Annotated in this window: 19 protein-coding genes; 13 read left to right on the top strand and 6 right to left on the bottom strand. The window is 63.8% G+C overall.

Features of this window, described 5'->3' with window-relative positions; genetic code table 11:
• The first annotated feature begins 224 nt into the window (after window positions 1-224).
• A complete protein-coding gene (locus F3H98_RS04300; RefSeq protein ID WP_149758681.1) occupies window positions 225-653 on the top strand; it encodes a DUF6481 family protein in 429 nt (142 codons plus the stop codon).
• Window positions 654-722: 69 nt separating this feature from the next.
• Here F3H98_RS04300 and sugE read toward each other — a convergent pair whose 3' ends face one another.
• The 3 genes from sugE to F3H98_RS04285 all read right to left on the bottom strand — a co-directional run bounded on the left by sugE (window position 723) and on the right by F3H98_RS04285 (window position 3,191).
• Complete coding sequence (gene sugE, locus F3H98_RS04295) at window positions 723-1,037, bottom strand: quaternary ammonium compound efflux SMR transporter SugE (protein ID WP_149758679.1); 315 nt, start codon at window positions 1,035-1,037, stop codon at window positions 723-725.
• Window positions 1,038-1,446: 409 nt separating this feature from the next.
• Complete coding sequence (locus F3H98_RS04290; protein WP_188130324.1) at window positions 1,447-1,683, bottom strand: DUF1344 domain-containing protein; 237 nt, start codon at window positions 1,681-1,683, stop codon at window positions 1,447-1,449.
• A gap of 248 nt (window positions 1,684-1,931) precedes the next feature.
• Window positions 1,932-3,191 carry a DNA recombination protein RmuC gene (locus tag F3H98_RS04285; RefSeq protein WP_149758675.1) on the bottom strand — a complete coding sequence of 420 codons (1,260 nt, stop codon included), beginning with the start codon at window positions 3,189-3,191 and terminating at the stop codon, window positions 1,932-1,934.
• A 102-nt stretch (window positions 3,192-3,293) separates the two neighbouring features.
• On the opposite strand from F3H98_RS04285, the gene def reads away from it, so the two are divergent.
• The 4 genes from def to truA all read left to right on the top strand — a co-directional run bounded on the left by def (window position 3,294) and on the right by truA (window position 6,130).
• Window positions 3,294-3,824, top strand: coding sequence for a peptide deformylase (gene def, locus F3H98_RS04280; protein WP_149759287.1), 531 nt, complete (start codon window positions 3,294-3,296; stop codon window positions 3,822-3,824).
• Between the two features lie 93 nt (window positions 3,825-3,917).
• Window positions 3,918-4,853 carry a methionyl-tRNA formyltransferase gene (fmt, locus tag F3H98_RS04275; protein ID WP_149758674.1) on the top strand — a complete coding sequence of 312 codons (936 nt, stop codon included), beginning with the start codon at window positions 3,918-3,920 and terminating at the stop codon, window positions 4,851-4,853.
• Complete coding sequence (locus F3H98_RS04270) at window positions 4,850-5,359, top strand: GNAT family N-acetyltransferase (RefSeq protein ID WP_149758672.1); 510 nt, start codon at window positions 4,850-4,852, stop codon at window positions 5,357-5,359. The genes fmt and F3H98_RS04270 overlap by 4 nt, the downstream gene beginning before the upstream one ends.
• A 21-nt stretch (window positions 5,360-5,380) precedes the next feature.
• Window positions 5,381-6,130 (top strand): tRNA pseudouridine(38-40) synthase TruA, encoded by a 750-nt coding sequence (gene truA / locus F3H98_RS04265; RefSeq protein ID WP_149758670.1) that lies wholly within the window; start codon window positions 5,381-5,383, stop codon window positions 6,128-6,130.
• A gap of 208 nt (window positions 6,131-6,338) precedes the next feature.
• On the opposite strand, the gene F3H98_RS04260 is transcribed toward truA, so the two are convergent.
• Window positions 6,339-6,776, bottom strand: coding sequence for an Lrp/AsnC family transcriptional regulator (locus tag F3H98_RS04260; protein WP_149758668.1), 438 nt, complete (start codon window positions 6,774-6,776; stop codon window positions 6,339-6,341).
• Between the two features lie 129 nt (window positions 6,777-6,905).
• Between F3H98_RS04260 and rocF the strand changes: the two genes are divergently transcribed.
• The 8 genes from rocF (at window position 6,906) to F3H98_RS04220 (ending at window position 15,291) form a co-directional block, all read left to right on the top strand.
• Window positions 6,906-7,826 (top strand): arginase, encoded by a 921-nt coding sequence (gene rocF, locus F3H98_RS04255; protein WP_149758666.1) that lies wholly within the window; start codon window positions 6,906-6,908, stop codon window positions 7,824-7,826.
• Between the two features lie 2 nt (window positions 7,827-7,828).
• Window positions 7,829-8,881 carry an ornithine cyclodeaminase gene (locus F3H98_RS04250; RefSeq protein WP_149758664.1) on the top strand — a complete coding sequence of 351 codons (1,053 nt, stop codon included), beginning with the start codon at window positions 7,829-7,831 and terminating at the stop codon, window positions 8,879-8,881.
• Window positions 8,882-9,097: 216 nt separating this feature from the next.
• A complete protein-coding gene (locus F3H98_RS04245; RefSeq protein WP_149758662.1) occupies window positions 9,098-10,084 on the top strand; it encodes a sulfate ABC transporter substrate-binding protein in 987 nt (328 codons plus the stop codon).
• A gap of 304 nt (window positions 10,085-10,388) precedes the next feature.
• The gene (gene cysT / locus F3H98_RS04240) at window positions 10,389-11,213 is read left to right on the top strand and encodes a sulfate ABC transporter permease subunit CysT (RefSeq protein WP_149758660.1); all 825 of its coding nucleotides are present in this window, start codon (window positions 10,389-10,391) and stop codon (window positions 11,211-11,213) included.
• Complete coding sequence (cysW, locus tag F3H98_RS04235) at window positions 11,213-12,100, top strand: sulfate ABC transporter permease subunit CysW (protein WP_149758658.1); 888 nt, start codon at window positions 11,213-11,215, stop codon at window positions 12,098-12,100. The genes cysT and cysW overlap by 1 nt, the downstream gene beginning before the upstream one ends.
• On the top strand, window positions 12,097-13,131 hold the full coding sequence (locus F3H98_RS04230; protein WP_149758656.1) for a sulfate/molybdate ABC transporter ATP-binding protein: 1,035 nt from the start codon (window positions 12,097-12,099) through the stop codon (window positions 13,129-13,131). The genes cysW and F3H98_RS04230 overlap by 4 nt, the downstream gene beginning before the upstream one ends.
• 300 nt (window positions 13,132-13,431) lie before the next feature.
• Complete coding sequence (locus F3H98_RS04225) at window positions 13,432-13,881, top strand: RrF2 family transcriptional regulator (RefSeq protein ID WP_149758654.1); 450 nt, start codon at window positions 13,432-13,434, stop codon at window positions 13,879-13,881.
• 39 nt (window positions 13,882-13,920) lie between these two features.
• Window positions 13,921-15,291, top strand: a complete 1,371-nt coding sequence (locus F3H98_RS04220; RefSeq protein WP_149758652.1) for an FAD/NAD(P)-binding protein — start codon at window positions 13,921-13,923, stop codon at window positions 15,289-15,291.
• Window positions 15,292-15,308: 17 nt separating this feature from the next.
• Here the strand turns inward: F3H98_RS04220 and bla are convergent, their stop codons facing one another.
• Together bla and F3H98_RS04210 are read right to left on the bottom strand one after the other, a co-directional pair.
• Complete coding sequence (bla, locus tag F3H98_RS04215; protein ID WP_244621608.1) at window positions 15,309-16,193, bottom strand: subclass B3 metallo-beta-lactamase; 885 nt, start codon at window positions 16,191-16,193, stop codon at window positions 15,309-15,311.
• Between the two features lie 195 nt (window positions 16,194-16,388).
• Window positions 16,389-17,312, bottom strand: a complete 924-nt coding sequence (locus F3H98_RS04210; protein WP_149758650.1) for a LysR substrate-binding domain-containing protein — start codon at window positions 17,310-17,312, stop codon at window positions 16,389-16,391.
• Between the last annotated feature and the right edge of the window lie 43 nt (window positions 17,313-17,355).

Genomic DNA, 17,355 nt, shown 5'->3' with positions numbered 1-17,355 from the left:
CGTCCTGATTGGTGGTTGGCGCTACAGGTAGCGTCGACAAGAGGCGGCTTCCAGATGCCAGCCTGTGAACAGTGCATATCGATTTCGGTCTTGCCGGGGTGCTTGCCGGCGTTTCCGGATCGCAACAGCACTTGAAATCATGGCAGCTGTGCTGATTTGGCGCTTGAACTCTTGGCTTCCGCGCGTATGTAAGCGTCGCGATATGACTCTAGGGAAATTGAGATTTGGCTATCTACAGGGAAAAAGACATTTTCGAACGCCGCGGTGCGGCGAACGAAGCGAAGCGGGCAATGCTCGAAAAATTCAAGGCCAAGCCTGCGGCGGACGATCCGGCCGTGCTGGCCAAGCAGGCTGAACGCAAGGCGATCCTCGAGGCGCGCGCGATCCGCGAAGCCGAGAAGCTGAAGCAGAAGCAGGAGCGGCTTGCCCGCGAAGCGAAAGAGCGCGCCGAGCGCGAAGCCGCCGCGGAAGCCGCGCGGATCGCCGCCGAGGAAGCCGCGCAGGCCGAAGCCAAGCAGCGCGAAGCCGAGGAAAACGAGCGCATCTCGCGCCTGCTGGCCGACGAGGCCGAGCGCAAGGCCAAGCGCGATGCGCGTTACGCAGCCCGCAAGGCGCGTGTCGGCCGCGTACCTCCGGGTTTCGGCGGCAAGTAACCGCCGTTCCAGGTCAATGATTTTCGAATTGGAACACCGCTGCCAGTCGGCCGCGGTGTTTTTGGCGTTTCAGGCGACCAGTTTCAGCCCGACGATGCCCGAAACGATGAGCGCGATGCAGGCAAGCCGCGCCGCGGTTGCCGGTTCGCCGAGCAGCCAGATGCCGAGGAGCGCGGTGCCGACCGTGCCGATGCCCGTCCAGATGGCATAGGCGGTGCCGACCGGCAGCGTCTTCAGCGCCAGACCGAGCAGGCCAAGGCTGACGATCATGCTCGCCACGGTAAGCAGGGTCGGCGTGAGACGGGTGAAGCCGGCGGTATATTTCAGGCCGATCGCCCAGCCGATTTCAAAGACGCCCGCGAAAAAGAGATAAATCCAGGCCATGATGAGACTCGCTTTCTTGGCGGGTCGTCCCGGCCGGATGTTGGGAAACGCAAGGCCGTCCTTGCGCCTGATATATGGGACAGGTGGCCGGCCGTTCAATAAAAAATCCGGTCGCAAGTCTCGCGACCGGACGAGACTGCTTGTGTTTGAGGCCGCCGGCGTTACTTCGCCTTCTTTGCCGCCGCAGCAGGAGCCGCCTTGGCAGCCGCTGCGGGCTTCTTGGCATCCTTCTTCGGCTTTTTGGCCTCTTTGTTCGGTTTCATCGCACCTTTTGCCATGATTCGTTCCTCCGATTGGCGAAACGAATCATGCCCAATAAATTCGCCGGTTCAAGAGGCATTTGCTGCGCCGTCCAGACGAAAAGGCCGGCTTCCGCAACAGCGAAAGCCGGCCGGTGTGGTGAGACGAATTACATCTTCTCGACCTTGGTGCCCATCTTGTTGTCGTCTGTGGTGATCTTGACCTTGTCGCCAGCCATGATGCCATCGAGCTTCACGTCCATGTTGGTGGTGACCGACATGCCGTCTTCCAGCATGATCATGTGTTTTTCCTTGTCGACTTCCTTTACTGTTCCTTCCATTTCGCCGGCATAGGCAATGCCGCCGAGGGCAATGACGGCAAACGCGGCGGTGATGATCGTCCTCATGCTAGGTCCTCCCAGACTTGAGTGGTTGACGCGACGAGACGCTCTGCCCGTTCGCGTGTCCGGAGCGTAGGAAAGCGGGCGATCACAGGCCAAACACGTTCCCATGTGTGCAACGTGATGGCCTTGTGTAGTCGCGTGATCAAGAGTGCAGCTATGGCCGAACGGCAGCCTGGAAGGTTGCTGCAGAAACCGTTGGGCGAACCCGGCTGAGAGGGATGCGGCTGACCACCGCCAGCATTGCCGCTGTGCTATTCGGTTTCTTCCACAACTCGCAGCCGTAACTGCCCGGTCTTGGAGTCGGCTGCGCGCACCGTCTCGATCTTCGCGGCGGCGCCTCGCTGCGGATCCTCGCCCTCCGGATGCGCGGCGCCGAACTCCAGCGCCTCGATCTTCTGGCCGCGCTTGGTGACCTTGGACGACGAGACGAGGATGTCGTCGATATCCCGCGACGCCTGGCCGAAATGGTTCTGCAATTTGCGCACCCGCTCGTCGAGGCGCGAGACGTCCTCCATCAGGCGCACGACCTCGCCCTGGATCAGATGCGCCTGCTCGCGCATGCGGGCATCCTTCAGGATCGCCTGGATGACCTGGATCGACAGCATCAAAAGCGACGGCGACACGATGACGATGCGGGCCCGGTGCGCCCGCTGGACGATGGCTTCGAAATTTTCGTGGATCTCGGCGAAGACGGATTCCGACGGTACGAACATGAACGCCGTGTCCTGGGTCTCGCCGGAGATCAGATATTTGTCGGCGATGTCGCGGATGTGGATTTCGACATCGCGGCGAAACGCCTGTGCGGCAAGTTTCTGCGCGGCCTCGCCTTCTGCGGCGCGGATGGCGTTCCACGCTTCCAGCGGAAACTTGGCGTCGACCACCAGCGAGGGCGTGTCGTTGGGCATCTTGACCAGGCAGTCCGGCCGGCTGCCGTTGGACAGTGTCGCCTGGAATTCGTAGGCGCCGTGCGGCAGGCCGTCGGCGACGATCGCTTCCATGCGCGACTGGCCGAAGGCGCCGCGCGTCTGCTTGTTGGAAAGGATCGCCTGCAACTGCACCACCTGCCCGGCAAGCGACTGGATGTTGGTCTGCGCCGTGTCGATGACGGCAAGCCGCTCCTGCAGTTTCGCGAGGCTTTCATGGGTGGAGCGCGTCTGCTCGCTCATCGTCTGGCCGAGGCGGCCGGTCATGGCGTCGAGGCGCTGGCCGATCGATTGCGTCAGCTCGGCCTGGCGCGCGCCGAACACTTCGGCGACCGCACCCAGTCGCCCCTGCATCTCGGCTTGCGATTGCAGGATGCCGGCCATGCGGGCTTCGGTGTCGCGGGCGTGGTCGGCGGCCTCAGTGGCGGCAACCGCGCGCGCCTTGGCGGCGCGCCACAGCGCCACGACCAGCGCCACCAGCAAGGTCACGAACAAGACAGCGATGAAACCCAGCATCTGGCCGAGCGTGACAGTAGTGGCGCCAAGGCGGGCAACCGGTTCGGCGAGGATGGAGAAAATATCGTTCATTGCTCAAGCATAGCCGATTCGGCCTGCCGTGACAGATCAAAACGTGAACAGCAAACACTCGGGCCGGTTGACGCTTTTGTCAGGAAATCTTAGGTGAGCGTCATGTCGATCAAGCCGCTCATCATTCTTCCCGATCCGATCCTGCGCCAGGTTTCCAAGCCGGTGGAGCGGGTCGACGACCAACTGCGCAAATTTGCCGGCGACATGCTGGACACGATGTACGATGCGCCGGGCATCGGCCTTGCAGCGATCCAGGTTGGTGAGCCGCTGCGCATGCTGGTGATCGACCTCGCCAAGGAGGGCGAAGAACCGGCGCCGCATGTCTTCATCAATCCGGAAATCCTCGAAAGCTCGGACGAACGTTCGGTCTACGAGGAGGGCTGCCTGTCCATTCCCGACTATTATGCGGAAGTCGAGCGCCCTGCGTCGGTCAGGGTGAGATATCTCGACCGCGACGGCAAGGCGCAGGAGATCGCGGCGGACGGCTTGATGGCGACCTGCCTGCAGCACGAGATCGACCATTTGAACGGCGTGCTGTTCATCGACCATATCTCGAAGCTGAAGCGCGACATGGTGATGAAGAAATTCAAGAAGCTCGCCAAGGACAAGCCGCCGACCCGCATGGTGGGGTAAAGCCCGGCGGGCTTGACCTGAAGCTCGTAAACCCGTTTGAACCGGTGGCGTAAACGGCGCATCGCGCCGAAGCCAGCTGAAATCGGGAAGACAATGCCCCTACGCGTCATCTTCATGGGAACGCCGGACTTTTCGGTGCCGACGCTTCGCGCCATCGCCGAGGCCGGGCATGAAATCGCCGCCGTCTACACGCAGCCGCCGCGGCCGGCCGGCCGGCGCGGCTTGGAACTGACGCCGTCGCCGGTGCAGCGCGAGGCCGAAAGGCTCGGCGTCGAGGTGCGCGTACCCGTATCGCTGAAGGGCGAGGCGGAGCAGGTGGCTTTCCGTGACCTGGATGCCGACGTCGCCGTCGTGGTCGCCTATGGGCTGCTCCTGCCCAGAGCCATTCTCGAAGGCGCCAGGCTCGGCTGCTACAATGGCCATGCCTCGCTGCTACCGCGCTGGCGGGGGGCGGCTCCCATCCAGCGCGCCATCATGGCGGGCGATGCCGAGACCGGCATGATGGTCATGAAGATGGAGGAAGGGCTGGACACCGGCCCGGTGGCGATGACCCGCCGCGTGGCGATCGAACCCGACATGACGGCCGGCGAACTGCATGACGCCCTGATGGACACGGGCGCCGGTTTGATGGTCGAGGCTCTGGCAGAACTGGAGCGCGGCGAGATGACGCTGGTGCCGCAGGCCCCTGTCGGCCTTACCTATGCCAAGAAGATCGACAAAACAGAGACGCGGATCGACTGGAGCCTTCCTGCAAAGGATGTGCATAACCATGTTCGCGGACTGTCGCCCTTTCCGGGCGCGTGGTCTGAAATAGAGGCCGGCGGCAAGACGGAGCGCCTGAAGCTCCTGCGTTCAACGCTGGCCGATGGGAACGGAAATCCCGGGGAGATTATCGATGGCCAACTGACGGTCGCCTGTGGAAATGGCGCGGTCAGGCTGGTCGAAGTTCAACGGGCGGGCGGCAGGCCCGCTAGCGCACAGGAGTTCCTGCGCGGTACGAAACTGGAAAAAGGAATGAGACTGTCATGAGCATGATGTCGATAAGGGCGGCGACGCCCAGGGACCGCGAGGCGATCCGCCTCGTCGAGGAACATGCATTCGGGCAAGAGTCGGAAGCCGGGCTGGTCGACGCCCTGATCACGGACGGCGATGCGATCGTCGAGCTGGTGGCCGAGGAAGAAGGCCAGGTTGTCGGCCACATCCTGTTTTCGCGCCTTTACGTCACCGAGGGCCGTAAGAAATTTGCCGCCGTCGCGCTGGCGCCGCTGGCTGTAGAGCCGTCGTTCCACGGCACCGGTATCGGCGGCGCGCTGATCCGCGAAGCGCATCTCAGGCTGAAGGATGCCGGCGAGACGCTGTCGGTGGTGCTGGGCGATCCCGCCTATTATGGACGTTTCGGCTACACCCACGAACGCGCGGCAGGGTTCGAAAGCGCCTACCAGGGCGTGGCGCTGCAGGCGCTGGCCTGGGGCGAGGCGCCGGCAGCCGGCAGGCTGGATTACGCCTCGGCGTTCAGTTCCGCGCTCGCTGCCTAGCCGCTCGATCAGCGACGCCGCATGCCGCGCTATCGCCTGGACATCGAATATGACGGCAGCGCCTATGCCGGCTGGCAGCGGCAGGCCGGCAATCATTCGGTGCAGGCGGCGCTCGAGCAGGCCTTCAAGGCTTTCTGCGGCGAGGATATCACCTTGCGCGGCGCCGGGCGTACCGACGCCGGCGTGCATGCGACCGGCCAGGTCGGCCATGTCGATCTCGACAGGAACTGGCCGGTCGACAAGGTGCGCGATGCCGTCAACGCGCATCTGCAGGTGGCGAAGGAGACGGTGGCGATAACCGCTGTTTCCTTTGCATCAGACGATTTTGACGCGCGCTTTTCAGCGACCGCCCGCCATTACCTCTACCGCATCGTCAACCGGCGGGCGCCGTTGACGCTGGAACGGAAGAAGGCCTGGTGGGTGCCGAAGCGGCTCGATGCAGAAGCCATGCACGAGGCGGCGAAAATTCTGATCGGCAGGCACGATTTCACCACGTTCCGGTCGACCCAGTGCCAGGCGCAAAGCCCGGTGCGAACGCTGGAGCGGCTCGACGTCATGCGCTCGGGCGATGCGGTCGAGATACGCGCCTCGGCGCGTTCCTTCCTGCACAATCAGGTGCGCTCGATGGTCGGTTCGCTGAAGCGCGTCGGCGAGGGCGGCTGGACCGCCGCCGACTTGAAAGAGGCGCTTGAGGCTCGCGACCGCGCGGCTTGCGGACAGGTCGCGCCGCCGGACGGGCTTTATCTCGTCAGGGTCGACTACCCCGCTTAGGGCTATTGATATTCAGGTGATGCCGGTCTGCAAATGGCGGCTTTCTGCGCTTCCGGTGCTCACGTACCCAAATGTACGCTGCGCTCCGGTTCTCGAAATCCACCATTTTCGCCTCGGCCTGACCTGAACCTCAGCACCCCCTCGAGCGGAATGCATTCAGGTTTGATTCCACCTGCCCGCAAAATGCTCTAATCGCCGCGTTCTCTGTTCAAAGCCGCGCCCTGGTGCTGCGCGGCGTCGCCAGAAGCAGGCTGGTTTCGCTGCCGGTGATGCCGGGGATCAGCCGGACACGCCGCAGAACCGCGTCGAACTCGCTCAGTGTCTGCGTGCTGAGTTCGATCACCAGGTCCCAGCGGCCGTTGGTGGTGTGGATCGTCGACACCTCCGAAAATCCGCCGAGCGCGCGGATCACACGGTCTGCCGCATGGCCTTCGATCTCCACCATCATGATGCCACGCACGCTCTGGTCGACGGCGTCGGTGCGCAGGATCACCGTGTAGCCGATGATCACGCCGGTCTTTTCCAGGCGCTCCACGCGGGCTCGGACGGTGGCCCGCGACACACCCACGTCGATGGCGAGATCGGAGATGCTGCGCCGCGCGTCATGGCGCAGAAGGGTGATCAACTGTTCGTCGAGGGCGTCCATGATCTCTCATAATGGAAAACCATACCGCCGTATTGATAAGCCATTTCGATAGATTTGCCAATTTGATATGTTCATTCCGCCAGCGATTCAGGGTCGAATGCCGCTTCAATTCTCAAGCGGGATGTGGCTATGCATTGCACGATATTGGGAGCGCCGATTCAGGCTGGCTCCGGCAGGATGGGTTGTGACATGGGGCCGAGCGCACTGCGCACGGCGGGATTGGCGTCGGCGCTGACCGAACTCGGGCACACGTTGACCGACCTCGGCACTGTCACCCCCGCCGCATTCCGCACTGTCACGCATGGCAATGCCGCGCTGAAGGCGCTGCCGGAGATCACCGCATGGACGGAGGCGCTCACCGAAGCAGCCTATTCGGCGAGCGCCGACGCCATGCCGATCTTCCTCGGCGGCGATCACAGCATTTCGGCCGGAACGCTGGCCGGCATCGCGCGCCGGGCGGCCGATCTGGGCAGGCCGCTTTTCGTGCTATGGCTTGATGCGCATCCCGATTTCCACACGCTCGACACCACCGCCAGCGGCAATCTGCATGGCGTGCCGCTGGCCTATGCCAGCGGGCAGGCAGGCTTCGAGGGTTACTTCCCCAGCCTGAAGGCGCAGGTCGATCCCAAGCGCATCTGCGCGCTCGGCATCCGCAGCGTCGACCAGGCCGAAAGGCTCGCATTGGGCAAGGCGGGCGTCACCGTGCACGACATGCGCATGATCGACGAACACGGTATTGCGCCCCTGCTGCGCGCATTCCTCGAGCGCGTCGGCGCGGAGAACGGCATGCTGCATGTCAGCCTCGATGTCGATTTCCTCGATCCTTCCATCGCGCCTGCGGTCGGCACCACGGTTCCGGGCGGCGCTACCTTCCGCGAGGCGCATCTGGTCATGGAGATGCTGCACGACAGCGGCCTCGTCACCAGCCTCGACCTGGTCGAGCTCAACCCCTTCCTCGACGAGCGTGGCCGCACCGCTACCCTCATGGTCGACCTGACCGCAAGCCTGATGGGCCGGCGGATCATGGACCGCCCGACACGGAGCTACTGACCATGACGGCAAACCTCAACATCGTTCCTTTCGTCAGCGTCGACCATATGATGAAGCTGGTGCTGGCGATCGGCGTCGACCAGTTTCTGGTCGATCTCGCTGATTATATCGAGGAGGATTTCCGCCGCTGGGAGCTGTTCGACAAGACGCCGCGCATCGCCTCCCACAGCATGGACGGCGTGATCGAGCTGATGCCGACCAGCGACGGCCAGCTCTACGGCTTCAAATATGTCAACGGCCACCCGAAGAACACCCGTGAAGGTCTCCAGACCGTGACCGCTTTCGGTGTGCTCGCCGATGTCGGCAGCGGCTACCCCATGCTGCTTTCGGAAATGACCATCCTGACGGCGCTGCGCACCGCCGCGACTTCCGCCGTCGCCGCGAAATATCTGGCGCCGAAGGATGCCCGCTGCATGGCCATCATCGGCAATGGCGCCCAGTCGGAATTCCAGGCGATCGCCTTCAAGGCGTTGCTCGGCGTCGACAGGCTGCGCCTTTACGACATCGACGCGGAGGCTTCGCACCGATGCGCGAAAAACCTCGCCGGCTTCGGCTTCGACATCAAGATCTGCGCCAGCGCGCAGGAAGCCGTGGAGGGCGCCGAAATCATCACCACGGTCACGGCCGACAAGCGCTCCGCGACGATCCTCACCGACAACATGGTGGGTTGGGGCGTGCACATCAACGCGGTTGGCGGCGACTGCCCTGGCAAGACCGAGCTGCATCGCGACATCTTGCTGCGCTCCAGCATCTTCGTCGAATATCCGCCGCAGACGCGCATCGAGGGCGAAAGCCAGCAGCTCGACGCCGACCACCCGATCATCGAACTGTGGCAGGTGATGACCGGCAAGACGGCGGGCCGCACCAACACCAGGCAGATCACCTTGTTCGATTCGGTCGGCTTCGCCATCGAGGACTTTTCGGCGCTGCGCTACGTGCGCGACCAGCTCCAGCGCACGGGGCTCTACGGCGAGCTCGACCTTCTGGCCGATCCCGACGAGCCGCGCGACCTTTTCGGCATGCTGCTGCGCGCCGAGAAGGCAGCCGTGGCCTGAAACGGCGCCTTCCCGGCCCCTTTTGCGGCCGGGAAGGCGCGCGGCTTAGAAAGATATTGTCGCTCCATCGTCGGCTCGGATTCGTTTTCCGAATTGGCAATAATTGATAAGAAAATATTCTAGATAGTTTCAAAACGAGGCAGCCGCATGCCTCGTCGTTTCACCGTCCGCCAGACTAGCTTCGCCGCAGAATTTCAATTGCGGGGTTTTCTCAAGATGAAACGTCTCCTTATCGCCGGCGCAGCGCTCGTCGGATTGCTGGCAGCGCCGGTCTCCGCGTGGTCGGCCGACAAGCTACTCAATGCGTCCTACGACGTGGCGCGTGAACTGTTCGCCGACGTCAACAAGGCCTACATCGCAGCCCATCCGGGCGTCACCATCGACCAGTCGCATGCCGGCACGTCCAAGCAGGCGCGCGCCATCGTCGAAGGCCTCGAAGCCGACGTGGTGACCTTCAACCAGATCACCGACATCGACTTCCTGGTGAAGAACGGTTTCGTTTCGGATGACTGGCAGGGTGAATTCGCCAGCAAGTCATCTCCCTTCTATTCGCTGCCGTCCTTCCTGGTTCGCGCCGGCAATCCGAAGGGCATCAAGGACTGGGGCGATCTGGTCCGCGACGATGTCAAGGTGATCTTCCCCAACCCGAAGACCTCGGGCAACGCCCGCTACACCTATCTGGCCGCCACCGCCTACGCCAAGGAGGCCTTCAAGGGCGATGAGGCGAAGGTGAAGGAGTTCGTCACCAAGCTCTTCGACAATGTTCCGGTGTTCGACACCGGCGGCCGCGCCTCCACGACGACCTTCGTCGAGCGCGAGATCGGCGATGTGCTGATCACCTTCGAGTCCGAGACGACCGGCATCCGCAAGGAGTTCGGCGAGGACAAGTTCGAGGCGGTGACGCCGTCGGTCAGCCTGCTGGCGGAATTTCCGGTCGCCATCGTCGACAAGGTGGTCGACAAGCACCAGTCTCGCGATCTCGCCAAGAACTATCTCGACTTCCTTTATACGCCGGAAGGCCAGAAGATCGCGGCCGAGCACGGCAACCGCGTGCGCGACGAACAGGTGGCGGAAACCTTCAAGGACAAATTTCCGGAGGTCCGCCTGGTGACCGTCGAGGACGTCTTCGGTGGCTGGCCCAAGGTGCAGGCGGAACATTTCGCCTCGGGCGGGCTGCTCGACCAGATCTACGGTTCGCGTTGACCTGACGCTTCGTTTCGGCTTGATGGCCGGCGGGCATGAGCCCGCCGGTTTTCGTTTTGATATTGCAGGTATAACCAACCGTGGTGCTCCATGCTGCCCCCCTCTGTCCTGCCGGACATCTCCCCCACAAGGGGGGAGATTGGCTGTCATCTATCTTGTCGTCCGTTCTGAGACGCCGACAATTTTCGAAAGCCTCGATGAAGGCTGATCTCCCCCCTTGTGGGGGAGATGTCCGGCAGGACAGAGGGGGGCAACGTAGAGCGCTTCGCTGTTTGGGAGCCCTCAACCGCGTAGACCGTTCGTCATGACCCGCCGCCGCGTCCTGCCCGGGCTGCCGCTGGCGCTTGGCATCACCCTCGTCTACGTCGCCATCATCGTCGTGCTGCCGCTCGGCGCACTGGTGTTCAAGGCGGCCAGCCTCGGCCCCGAGGATTACTGGCGCATCGTCTCCTCCGACCGTGCGGTGGCGAGCTACCGCGTCACCGTGCTTTCCGCCCTTGCCGCCACCGCCTTCAACCTGGTTTTCGGCATGGCGCTGGCCTGGGTGCTGGTGCGCTATCGTTTCCCGGGACGGCGCTTCATCGACGCACTGGTCGACCTGCCTTTTGCGCTGCCGACCGCGGTGGCCGGCATCGCGCTCACCGCGTTGTTCGCGCCGAACGGCTGGTTCGGCTCGGTGGCGGGCCTTGCCGGCATCAAGGTCGCCTACACGCCGCTCGGCATCATGATCGCCATGAGCTTCACCAGCCTGCCTTTCATCGTGCGCACCGTGCAGCCGGTGCTGGAGGACCTCGACCCCGCCCTGGAAGAAGCGGCGCAATCGCTCGGCGGCAGCGACGGCTCGATCTTCATGCGGGTCATCCTGCCGCTGCTGGCGCCGGCCCTTCTGGCCGGCCTGTCGCTCTCCTTCGCCCGCAGCCTGGGTGAGTTCGGCGCCATCATCTTCATCGCCGGCAACCAGCCGATGTCGACCGAGATCACCGCGCTGCTCGCCTTCATCAGGTTGGAGGAATACGACTACCAGGCCGCCGCCGCGATCGCCTCGGTGCTGTTGATCGCCGCCTTCATGATGCTGGCCGTCACCAATCTCCTGCAGGCGCGCGCACTGCGCTACACGGCGAGGAACTGATGGCCCAGAAGAAAAAGCCGCCGCGCGTCGGCGACCATCCGGCCTTTCGCCGCTGCTTGCTCGCGGTGGTGCTGACGCTGACCGCATTGGTTGTGGTGGCGCCGCTTCTGGTCATCGCGGTGCAAGCGTTCTCGGCCGGCATCGGCGTCTTCCTCGCCACCATCGCCGACCCGGACACGCGCCATGCGATCATGCTGACCGTCGTCACCGCGCTGATCGCGGTGCCGGTCAACACGGTGTTCGGCGTCGCCGCCGCCTGGGCGATCACCAAGTTCGATTTCCGAGGCAAGCGTTTCCTGCTGATCGTCATCGAGATACCGTTTTCGATCTCGCCGATCGTCGCCGGCGTCGCCTATCTCTTCGTCTACGGCCTGCAGGGGCTGTTCGGCCCGGCGCTGGAAGCCGCCGACGTGAAAATCCTGTTTGCGCTGCCGGGCATCGTGCTTGCCTCGATGTTCGTCACCGCTCCCTTCGTGGCGCGCGAACTCATCCCGCTGATGCAGGCGCAGGGGCGCGATCTCGAGGAAGCGGCGACCTCGCTCGGCGCCAGCGGCTGGCGCACCTTCTTCTCGGTGACGCTGCCCAATGTGCGCTGGGCGCTGCTTTACGGCGTGGTGCTGTGCAACGCCCGCGTCATGGGCGAGTTCGGCGCAGTGTCGGTGGTGTCGGGCAATATTCGCGGCCAGACCAACACGCTGCCGCTGCATGTCGAACTGCTCTACCACGACTACCAGACGGCGGGCGCTTTCGCGGCTGCCTCGATCCTCGCATTGCTCGCCGTCGTCACCCTGTTCGCCAAGGTGCTGCTGGAGCGCCAGGGCGCCGGACGGGCAGGGCGGCCGACGCTCGCCGCACCCCAAACCTTGAAAGCGGAGACGCTGAAGTGAAAATCCGCCTCGACAATGTGGTCAAGACGTTCGACACGTTCCGCGCCGTGCACGGCGTTTCGCTCGACATCGAAAGCGGTGAGCTCCTGGCGCTGCTCGGGCCGTCCGGCTCGGGCAAGACGACCATCCTGCGCATGGTCGCCGGCCTCGAATATGCCGATGGCGGCCACATCTATTTCGGTGACGAGGACGCCACCGACATTCCGGTGCGCGACCGTGGCGTCGGGTTCGTGTTCCAGCATTACGCGCTGTTTCCGCATATGACGGTTGCTGAGAACATCGCCTTCGGCATGAAGGTCTCTAAGGTGAAGCGGGAAAAGGCTGAAATCTCGACCCGCGTCGGCGAGTTGCTGCGGCTGGTCCGGCTGGAGGGGCTCGGCGAACGCTTTCCGTCGCAGATTTCAGGCGGCCAGCGGCAGCGCGTGGCGCTGGCGCGCGCACTCGCCGTCGATCCCAAGGTGCTGCTGCTCGACGAGCCGTTCGGCGCGCTGGATGCCAGCGTGCGGCGCGATCTTCGCCGCTGGCTGCGCGAAATCCATGATGAGCTCGGCATCACCACGTTGTTCGTCACCCACGACCAGGAAGAGGCGCTCGACCTCGCCGACCGCGTGGTGATCCTAAACGAGGGCAGGATCGTCCAGCAGGGCACACCGCAGGAGGTATGCCGCGCGCCGAACTCGGCGTTTGTCGTTTCCTTCCTCGGCGACGCCAATCGTTTGCCGGCTGAGGTTCTGTCCGGCAAGGCCGATCTCGGCGGCACGCAGCTTGCGGCGCCCGATCTTGCCGACGGCCCGGCGGAAGTCTACCTGCGTCCCGGCGACCTCGAATGGAGCAACACCGGCAGCGGCATTGCCGCCAGGGTGCTTCGCGTCATCGACCGGCCGGATGCACGGCGCATCCTTGCCCTGACCGAGAGCGAGCACGCGCTTGAACTCGATGTGCCGCCGGAGACCGAGGTCGGGTCGAACGACCGCGGTTTCGTGCAGATACGCCGCGCCCGCATCTTCTCGAAGTCGGCGTCCGGCGCCTGACATCCCGCCGTTTGCTCCTGATTGTCGTTTGGGTAAAAAGCTGACCGCCTTTTAGGGGTCAAGGCCGGAATTTTATGCCAAGCCAGCGCTGTTATCGTCCATTAGGCTGACGCGGAACGGGTTCTGGCCGCGTTCGCGCCGAAAAAGTGACGAAAAATCAACGAGTTTGGTCATTAATACCATGTCGCTGGAGCAAATTTTCGGTAACCATGGCGATCTGGAGCGTGCGTTCCGCCATCATTTGCGCACAAACGGTCGTCACAGGCGTCTTGGTCGCAGGTCACATGAACTGTCTCGAGCATGCTCACTAAAAAAGGCAAATACGGGCTCAAGGCCCTCGTGCATCTGTCGGAATTGCCAGCCGGACAACTTGCGTTCGTCAACGACATCGCTGTCGCCAACAATATCCCCAAGAAGTTTCTCGACGCCATTCTCGGCGAATTGCGCAATGCCGGCTTTGTCCAGAGCCGGAAGGGCAAGGACGGGGGCTATCGGCTCGCCCGCTTGCCGGCCGAGATCAAGATCGGCCACGTCGTTCGCGTCCTCGACGGACCGCTCGCCCCTATTCCCTGCGCGAGCCGCACGCAGTATCAACCATGTGAAGATTGCGATGAGGCCACATGCCAAGTCCGTCACATGATGCTGGAAGTGCGCCAGGCGATCGCCGAGGTGCTCGACAACCGCAGCCTTGCGCAGATGCGCGACGCGGCCAACGACGACATGCTGGCTGGAATAAAGTACCAGATCTGACCGCCAGCTTTCCTCCACTCCACAAGGCCGGTGCGGACGATGAATGAACGCGCCTCGACAAGGCTGGCGATCATCGTTATCGGCGGTGGCGCTAGCGGCGTGCTCTTGGCGGCGCATCTGCTGCGCAACCGGGATGCGGATATTCGCATTACGTTGATCGAGAAGCGGCCGGTGTTCGGACAGGGCGTCGCCTATTCGACCGCGCTGCCGGATCACCTGCTCAACGTCAGCGCGCTCGGCATGAGCGCCTATGCCGACGATCCCGAGCATTTCCTGCGCTGGCTGATCGGGCGCGGCCTGGCGACAACCGAAAACCCGCGCGTTTATGTACCGCGCAGCCTCTATGGCGAATATCTGGCGACAGTGCTTGCCGACCTGCGCGGCGGCGACGGCGGGCAGGACCGCATCCATCTGCTTTCCGAAGAATGCGTTTCGGTGACGACCACCGCGGCCGGCGTCGATGTCAAGCTCGCCAACGGCGCCAGTGTCGTGGGGCACGTTGCCGTGCTCGCCGTCGGCCACGAAGAGCAGCCTTCCGTGGAGAAGGCGCTCGCCGTCCGGCCGGGATCACCGGACGATACGCCGGTCGACCCGGACAGCACGGTGCTGATCCTCGGCACCGGCCTTAGCATGGTCGACGCCTTCCTGTCGCTGACCGCCAGCGGGCACCGCGGCCGGATCGTCGCCCTGTCGCGGCGCGGCCTCGTGCCGTCGATCCACCAGGCCGGCAAGCCGATCCGGCTGGATGCCGCCGATGTGCCGCTGGGCACCGACCTTTCCTACTTCGTGCGCTGGTTTCGCCGGCTGGTGCGCGACACCGAAAGGAATGGCGGCGACTGGCGCGATGTCGTCGACGGCATCCGGCCATTCAACCAGCGCATCTGGCAGAGCTGGCCGCACAGCGCTAGACGCCGCTTCATCGACCATACCCGCGCCTGGTGGGACATCCACCGCCACCGCATGCCGCCGGAACTGCACGAGCGTGTTATCCGCGCCGTGGCAGAAGGCGAGCTTGAACTCGTCGCCGGCAAGCTGGTCGAGGCGAAGCGGCGGGGCGACGGGTTCGAAGCGACGATCCGCCGCCGCCACGGGCCGCGGACCGAGACGATTTCGGTGGCGCGTATCTACGACTGCACCGGCATCACCACCGATCTTGCCGCAGGGTCCAATCCGATCGTGCGTTCGCTGATCGATCGCGGCCTGGCGAGGCCGGACCCGCTGCGCATCGGCCTCGACGTTACGCCTCAATGCGCCATCGTCGGCTCCGACGGCCAGCCGTCGGAGCGCCTGTTTGCGATCGGGCCGCTGACGCGTGGCGCCTTTTTCGAGATCGAGGCCATACCCGACATCCGCGTCCAGTGCGCCGGCCTTGCCAAGCGGCTGGCGGCAGGGGCGGGGATCGCGGCGTAGATCCGGACCAGCCCCGGCTAGTTTCGTTTCTTCTTCTTTTGCTGCTTCGCCAGTTCGACTTTGAAATCGGCACGGGACTTGGCGACGATCGTCTGCAACAGATCGGGATCGACGAACGCGTTGTCATCGCCAGCTTGTTGCCTACTCGCACGGCCGATTATATCTGCCGCCTCGGGGTGACTGGTCAGCACGATATCGGCCTTCATCCCATCCACCTTGGCGAAACTCTTCTCGTAATCGTCGACGATGCCGGGATAGGCTTTGTTTCCGACGAGTATGTTGCCGCCGCCCGAAAGGCTGCAGGGAAAGACGACCTGCAGCACGCGCTGGTTTTCGGTCACCGACATCGACCAGGTCGTGCAGCCTTTCGTGTGACCGGGAGTGAGCGTCGCTGTAAGCTGGATGTCGCCCAGCGTGACGGCCTGGCCGTCCTTCAGGTCGCGATCCACCTTGACCGGCGGAAAAACGCCTTGCGCGTAGTTCGTCTCGCCATCGTGTCTGCCGCTCTCCAGCGCCGGGCGGTCGCCGGCGCTGGCATAGAAGATGGCCCCGCTGTCGCGCTTCAGTTTCGCCAGGCCTCCGGCGTGATCCAGATGCGCATGACTGGCGAGGATGATTTTGATGTCGCCGAGCTTGAAACCCAGCTTGCCGATGCTTTCTTCGATCAGCGTTGCATTTTGCGGCAGGGTGCCATCAAGCAGGATCGCCTGCTTGCCGTCGGCAATCAGATACGCGGCCAATCCCCTGGTGCCGACATAATAGATGTTGCCGACGATGCGAAACGGCTCGATAGGCTCTTCCCAGGCGCCGGGAATGGTGAGGGCGGCGGCTGCATGAACCGACGGCATCGAGCCCGGCGCAAGCAAGGCCGCGATGGATGCAAGGAGCAGGAATTTCTTCATGACGATCCTCAGAATGAAGCGATTACAAAGACTTAATCGCAAGGTGAACGTCATTTTGATATCGCTACCCGGCGGCCGCGACAAACGATGATAGTTGGCATGAGCCATTAGAAAAATTTGGGCAGCCGGTTGGCAAGGACCGGCCGCCCGATGCGTCGCACGCGATCCGCGTGCGGCACCCGCAGTAGCTGGCTGTCAGCCGGTGGTGAGAAAGTTCTCCAGCTTGCGCGGGTCGAGGCCCGCCTCGGCGCCGATCCGTCGCGCCAGCTCCATTGCCGCCTGGCGCGGCTGGCCCGCCGGGCGGTCGAGCCAGTAGGACACCGGGTTGAGCACAGTGTTTGCATCGACGCTGGCCAGTCGGCCCGCCATCAGCAGCTCTTCGGCCAGCGGCGGCCGGGCGAGTGCGATGCCGAGGCCATGGGTGGCCGCGTCGAGCACCAGATTGTAATCCTCGAATCGGCGGTCCTGCGGCCTCGGCCGGTAGTCGATCTGGTGGGCCGCGAACCATGCCCGCCATCCGGACGCGTCGGAATCATGGATCAGCGGATGGTCGAGCAGCCGAGCCGGCGGGCCGTCGCCGATCTTTGCCGCAAGTCCCGGCGAGGCGATCGGAAAGCACCACTCCTCGAACATCTTCAGCGAGATGCGTCCGGGGATCGCACCGCGACCGCAGCGGATGGCCAGATCGATGCCCTCGTCGCCGAGATCGGTCTGCCGGTGGTCGACATGCAGGATGATCCTGAGCGGTGTCGGCCCTGCCTCGAAGCGCGACAGACGGGGGATCAGCCACAGGCCGGAAACCGACGGGATCGAACTGACCCGCACGACGGCCGCGCCGCGCGGTTCGCTCCAGCGGTCCGACGTATCGGCGATCAGCGCGAACGCTTCGGAGGTGCGCTGGAACAGCCGCTGACCCTCGATGGTCAGCGCCACGCCGCGGGCGCGGCGGTCGAACAGCCGCAGTCCCAGCCAGCTTTCCAGCTTGGCGACCTGCCTGCTGACCGCACCATGCGTGACGTTCAGCTTTTCGGCCGCGGACGAGAAGCTTCCGGTGCGCGCCGCGGCTTCAAAAGCGCGCAATGTTTCGAGCGGCAGGACTGGTGAGGAGGTGTGATCCATGTTCACAGCTGAGCATCGAATTAATCGATTGTCAAACAGCTCA

This window comes from Neomesorhizobium albiziae (genome assembly GCF_900114255.1).
Lineage (GTDB): Bacteria > Pseudomonadota > Alphaproteobacteria > Rhizobiales > Rhizobiaceae > Neomesorhizobium > Neomesorhizobium albiziae.
Note: the sequence above shows the minus strand (reverse complement) of the source record. Positions and strands in the feature narration are given on the sequence as shown.

Bases quoted from the DNA above. Each gene is read 5' to 3' on its own strand.
- def (WP_149759287.1), top strand. From the start codon at position 3,294: ATGTCGATCAAGCCGCTCATCATTCTTCCCGATCCGATCCTGCGCCAG.
- rocF (WP_149758666.1), top strand. From the start codon at position 6,906: ATGCATTGCACGATATTGGGAGCGCCGATTCAGGCTGGCTCCGGCAGG.
- cysW (WP_149758658.1), top strand. From the start codon at position 11,213: ATGGCCCAGAAGAAAAAGCCGCCGCGCGTCGGCGACCATCCGGCCTTT.
- F3H98_RS04245 (WP_149758662.1), top strand. From the start codon at position 9,098: ATGAAACGTCTCCTTATCGCCGGCGCAGCGCTCGTCGGATTGCTGGCA.
- F3H98_RS04270 (WP_149758672.1), top strand. From the start codon at position 4,850: ATGAGCATGATGTCGATAAGGGCGGCGACGCCCAGGGACCGCGAGGCG.
- bla (WP_244621608.1), bottom strand. From the start codon at position 16,193: ATGAAGAAATTCCTGCTCCTTGCATCCATCGCGGCCTTGCTTGCGCCG.
- F3H98_RS04260 (WP_149758668.1), bottom strand. From the start codon at position 6,776: ATGGACGCCCTCGACGAACAGTTGATCACCCTTCTGCGCCATGACGCG.
- cysT (WP_149758660.1), top strand. From the start codon at position 10,389: ATGACCCGCCGCCGCGTCCTGCCCGGGCTGCCGCTGGCGCTTGGCATC.
- sugE (WP_149758679.1), bottom strand. From the start codon at position 1,037: ATGGCCTGGATTTATCTCTTTTTCGCGGGCGTCTTTGAAATCGGCTGG.
- truA (WP_149758670.1), top strand. From the start codon at position 5,381: ATGCCGCGCTATCGCCTGGACATCGAATATGACGGCAGCGCCTATGCC.
- F3H98_RS04220 (WP_149758652.1), top strand. From the start codon at position 13,921: ATGAATGAACGCGCCTCGACAAGGCTGGCGATCATCGTTATCGGCGGT.
- F3H98_RS04225 (WP_149758654.1), top strand. From the start codon at position 13,432: ATGCTCACTAAAAAAGGCAAATACGGGCTCAAGGCCCTCGTGCATCTG.
- F3H98_RS04250 (WP_149758664.1), top strand. From the start codon at position 7,829: ATGACGGCAAACCTCAACATCGTTCCTTTCGTCAGCGTCGACCATATG.
- F3H98_RS04290 (WP_188130324.1), bottom strand. From the start codon at position 1,683: ATGAGGACGATCATCACCGCCGCGTTTGCCGTCATTGCCCTCGGCGGC.
- fmt (WP_149758674.1), top strand. From the start codon at position 3,918: ATGCCCCTACGCGTCATCTTCATGGGAACGCCGGACTTTTCGGTGCCG.
- F3H98_RS04210 (WP_149758650.1), bottom strand. From the start codon at position 17,312: ATGGATCACACCTCCTCACCAGTCCTGCCGCTCGAAACATTGCGCGCT.
- F3H98_RS04285 (WP_149758675.1), bottom strand. From the start codon at position 3,191: ATGAACGATATTTTCTCCATCCTCGCCGAACCGGTTGCCCGCCTTGGC.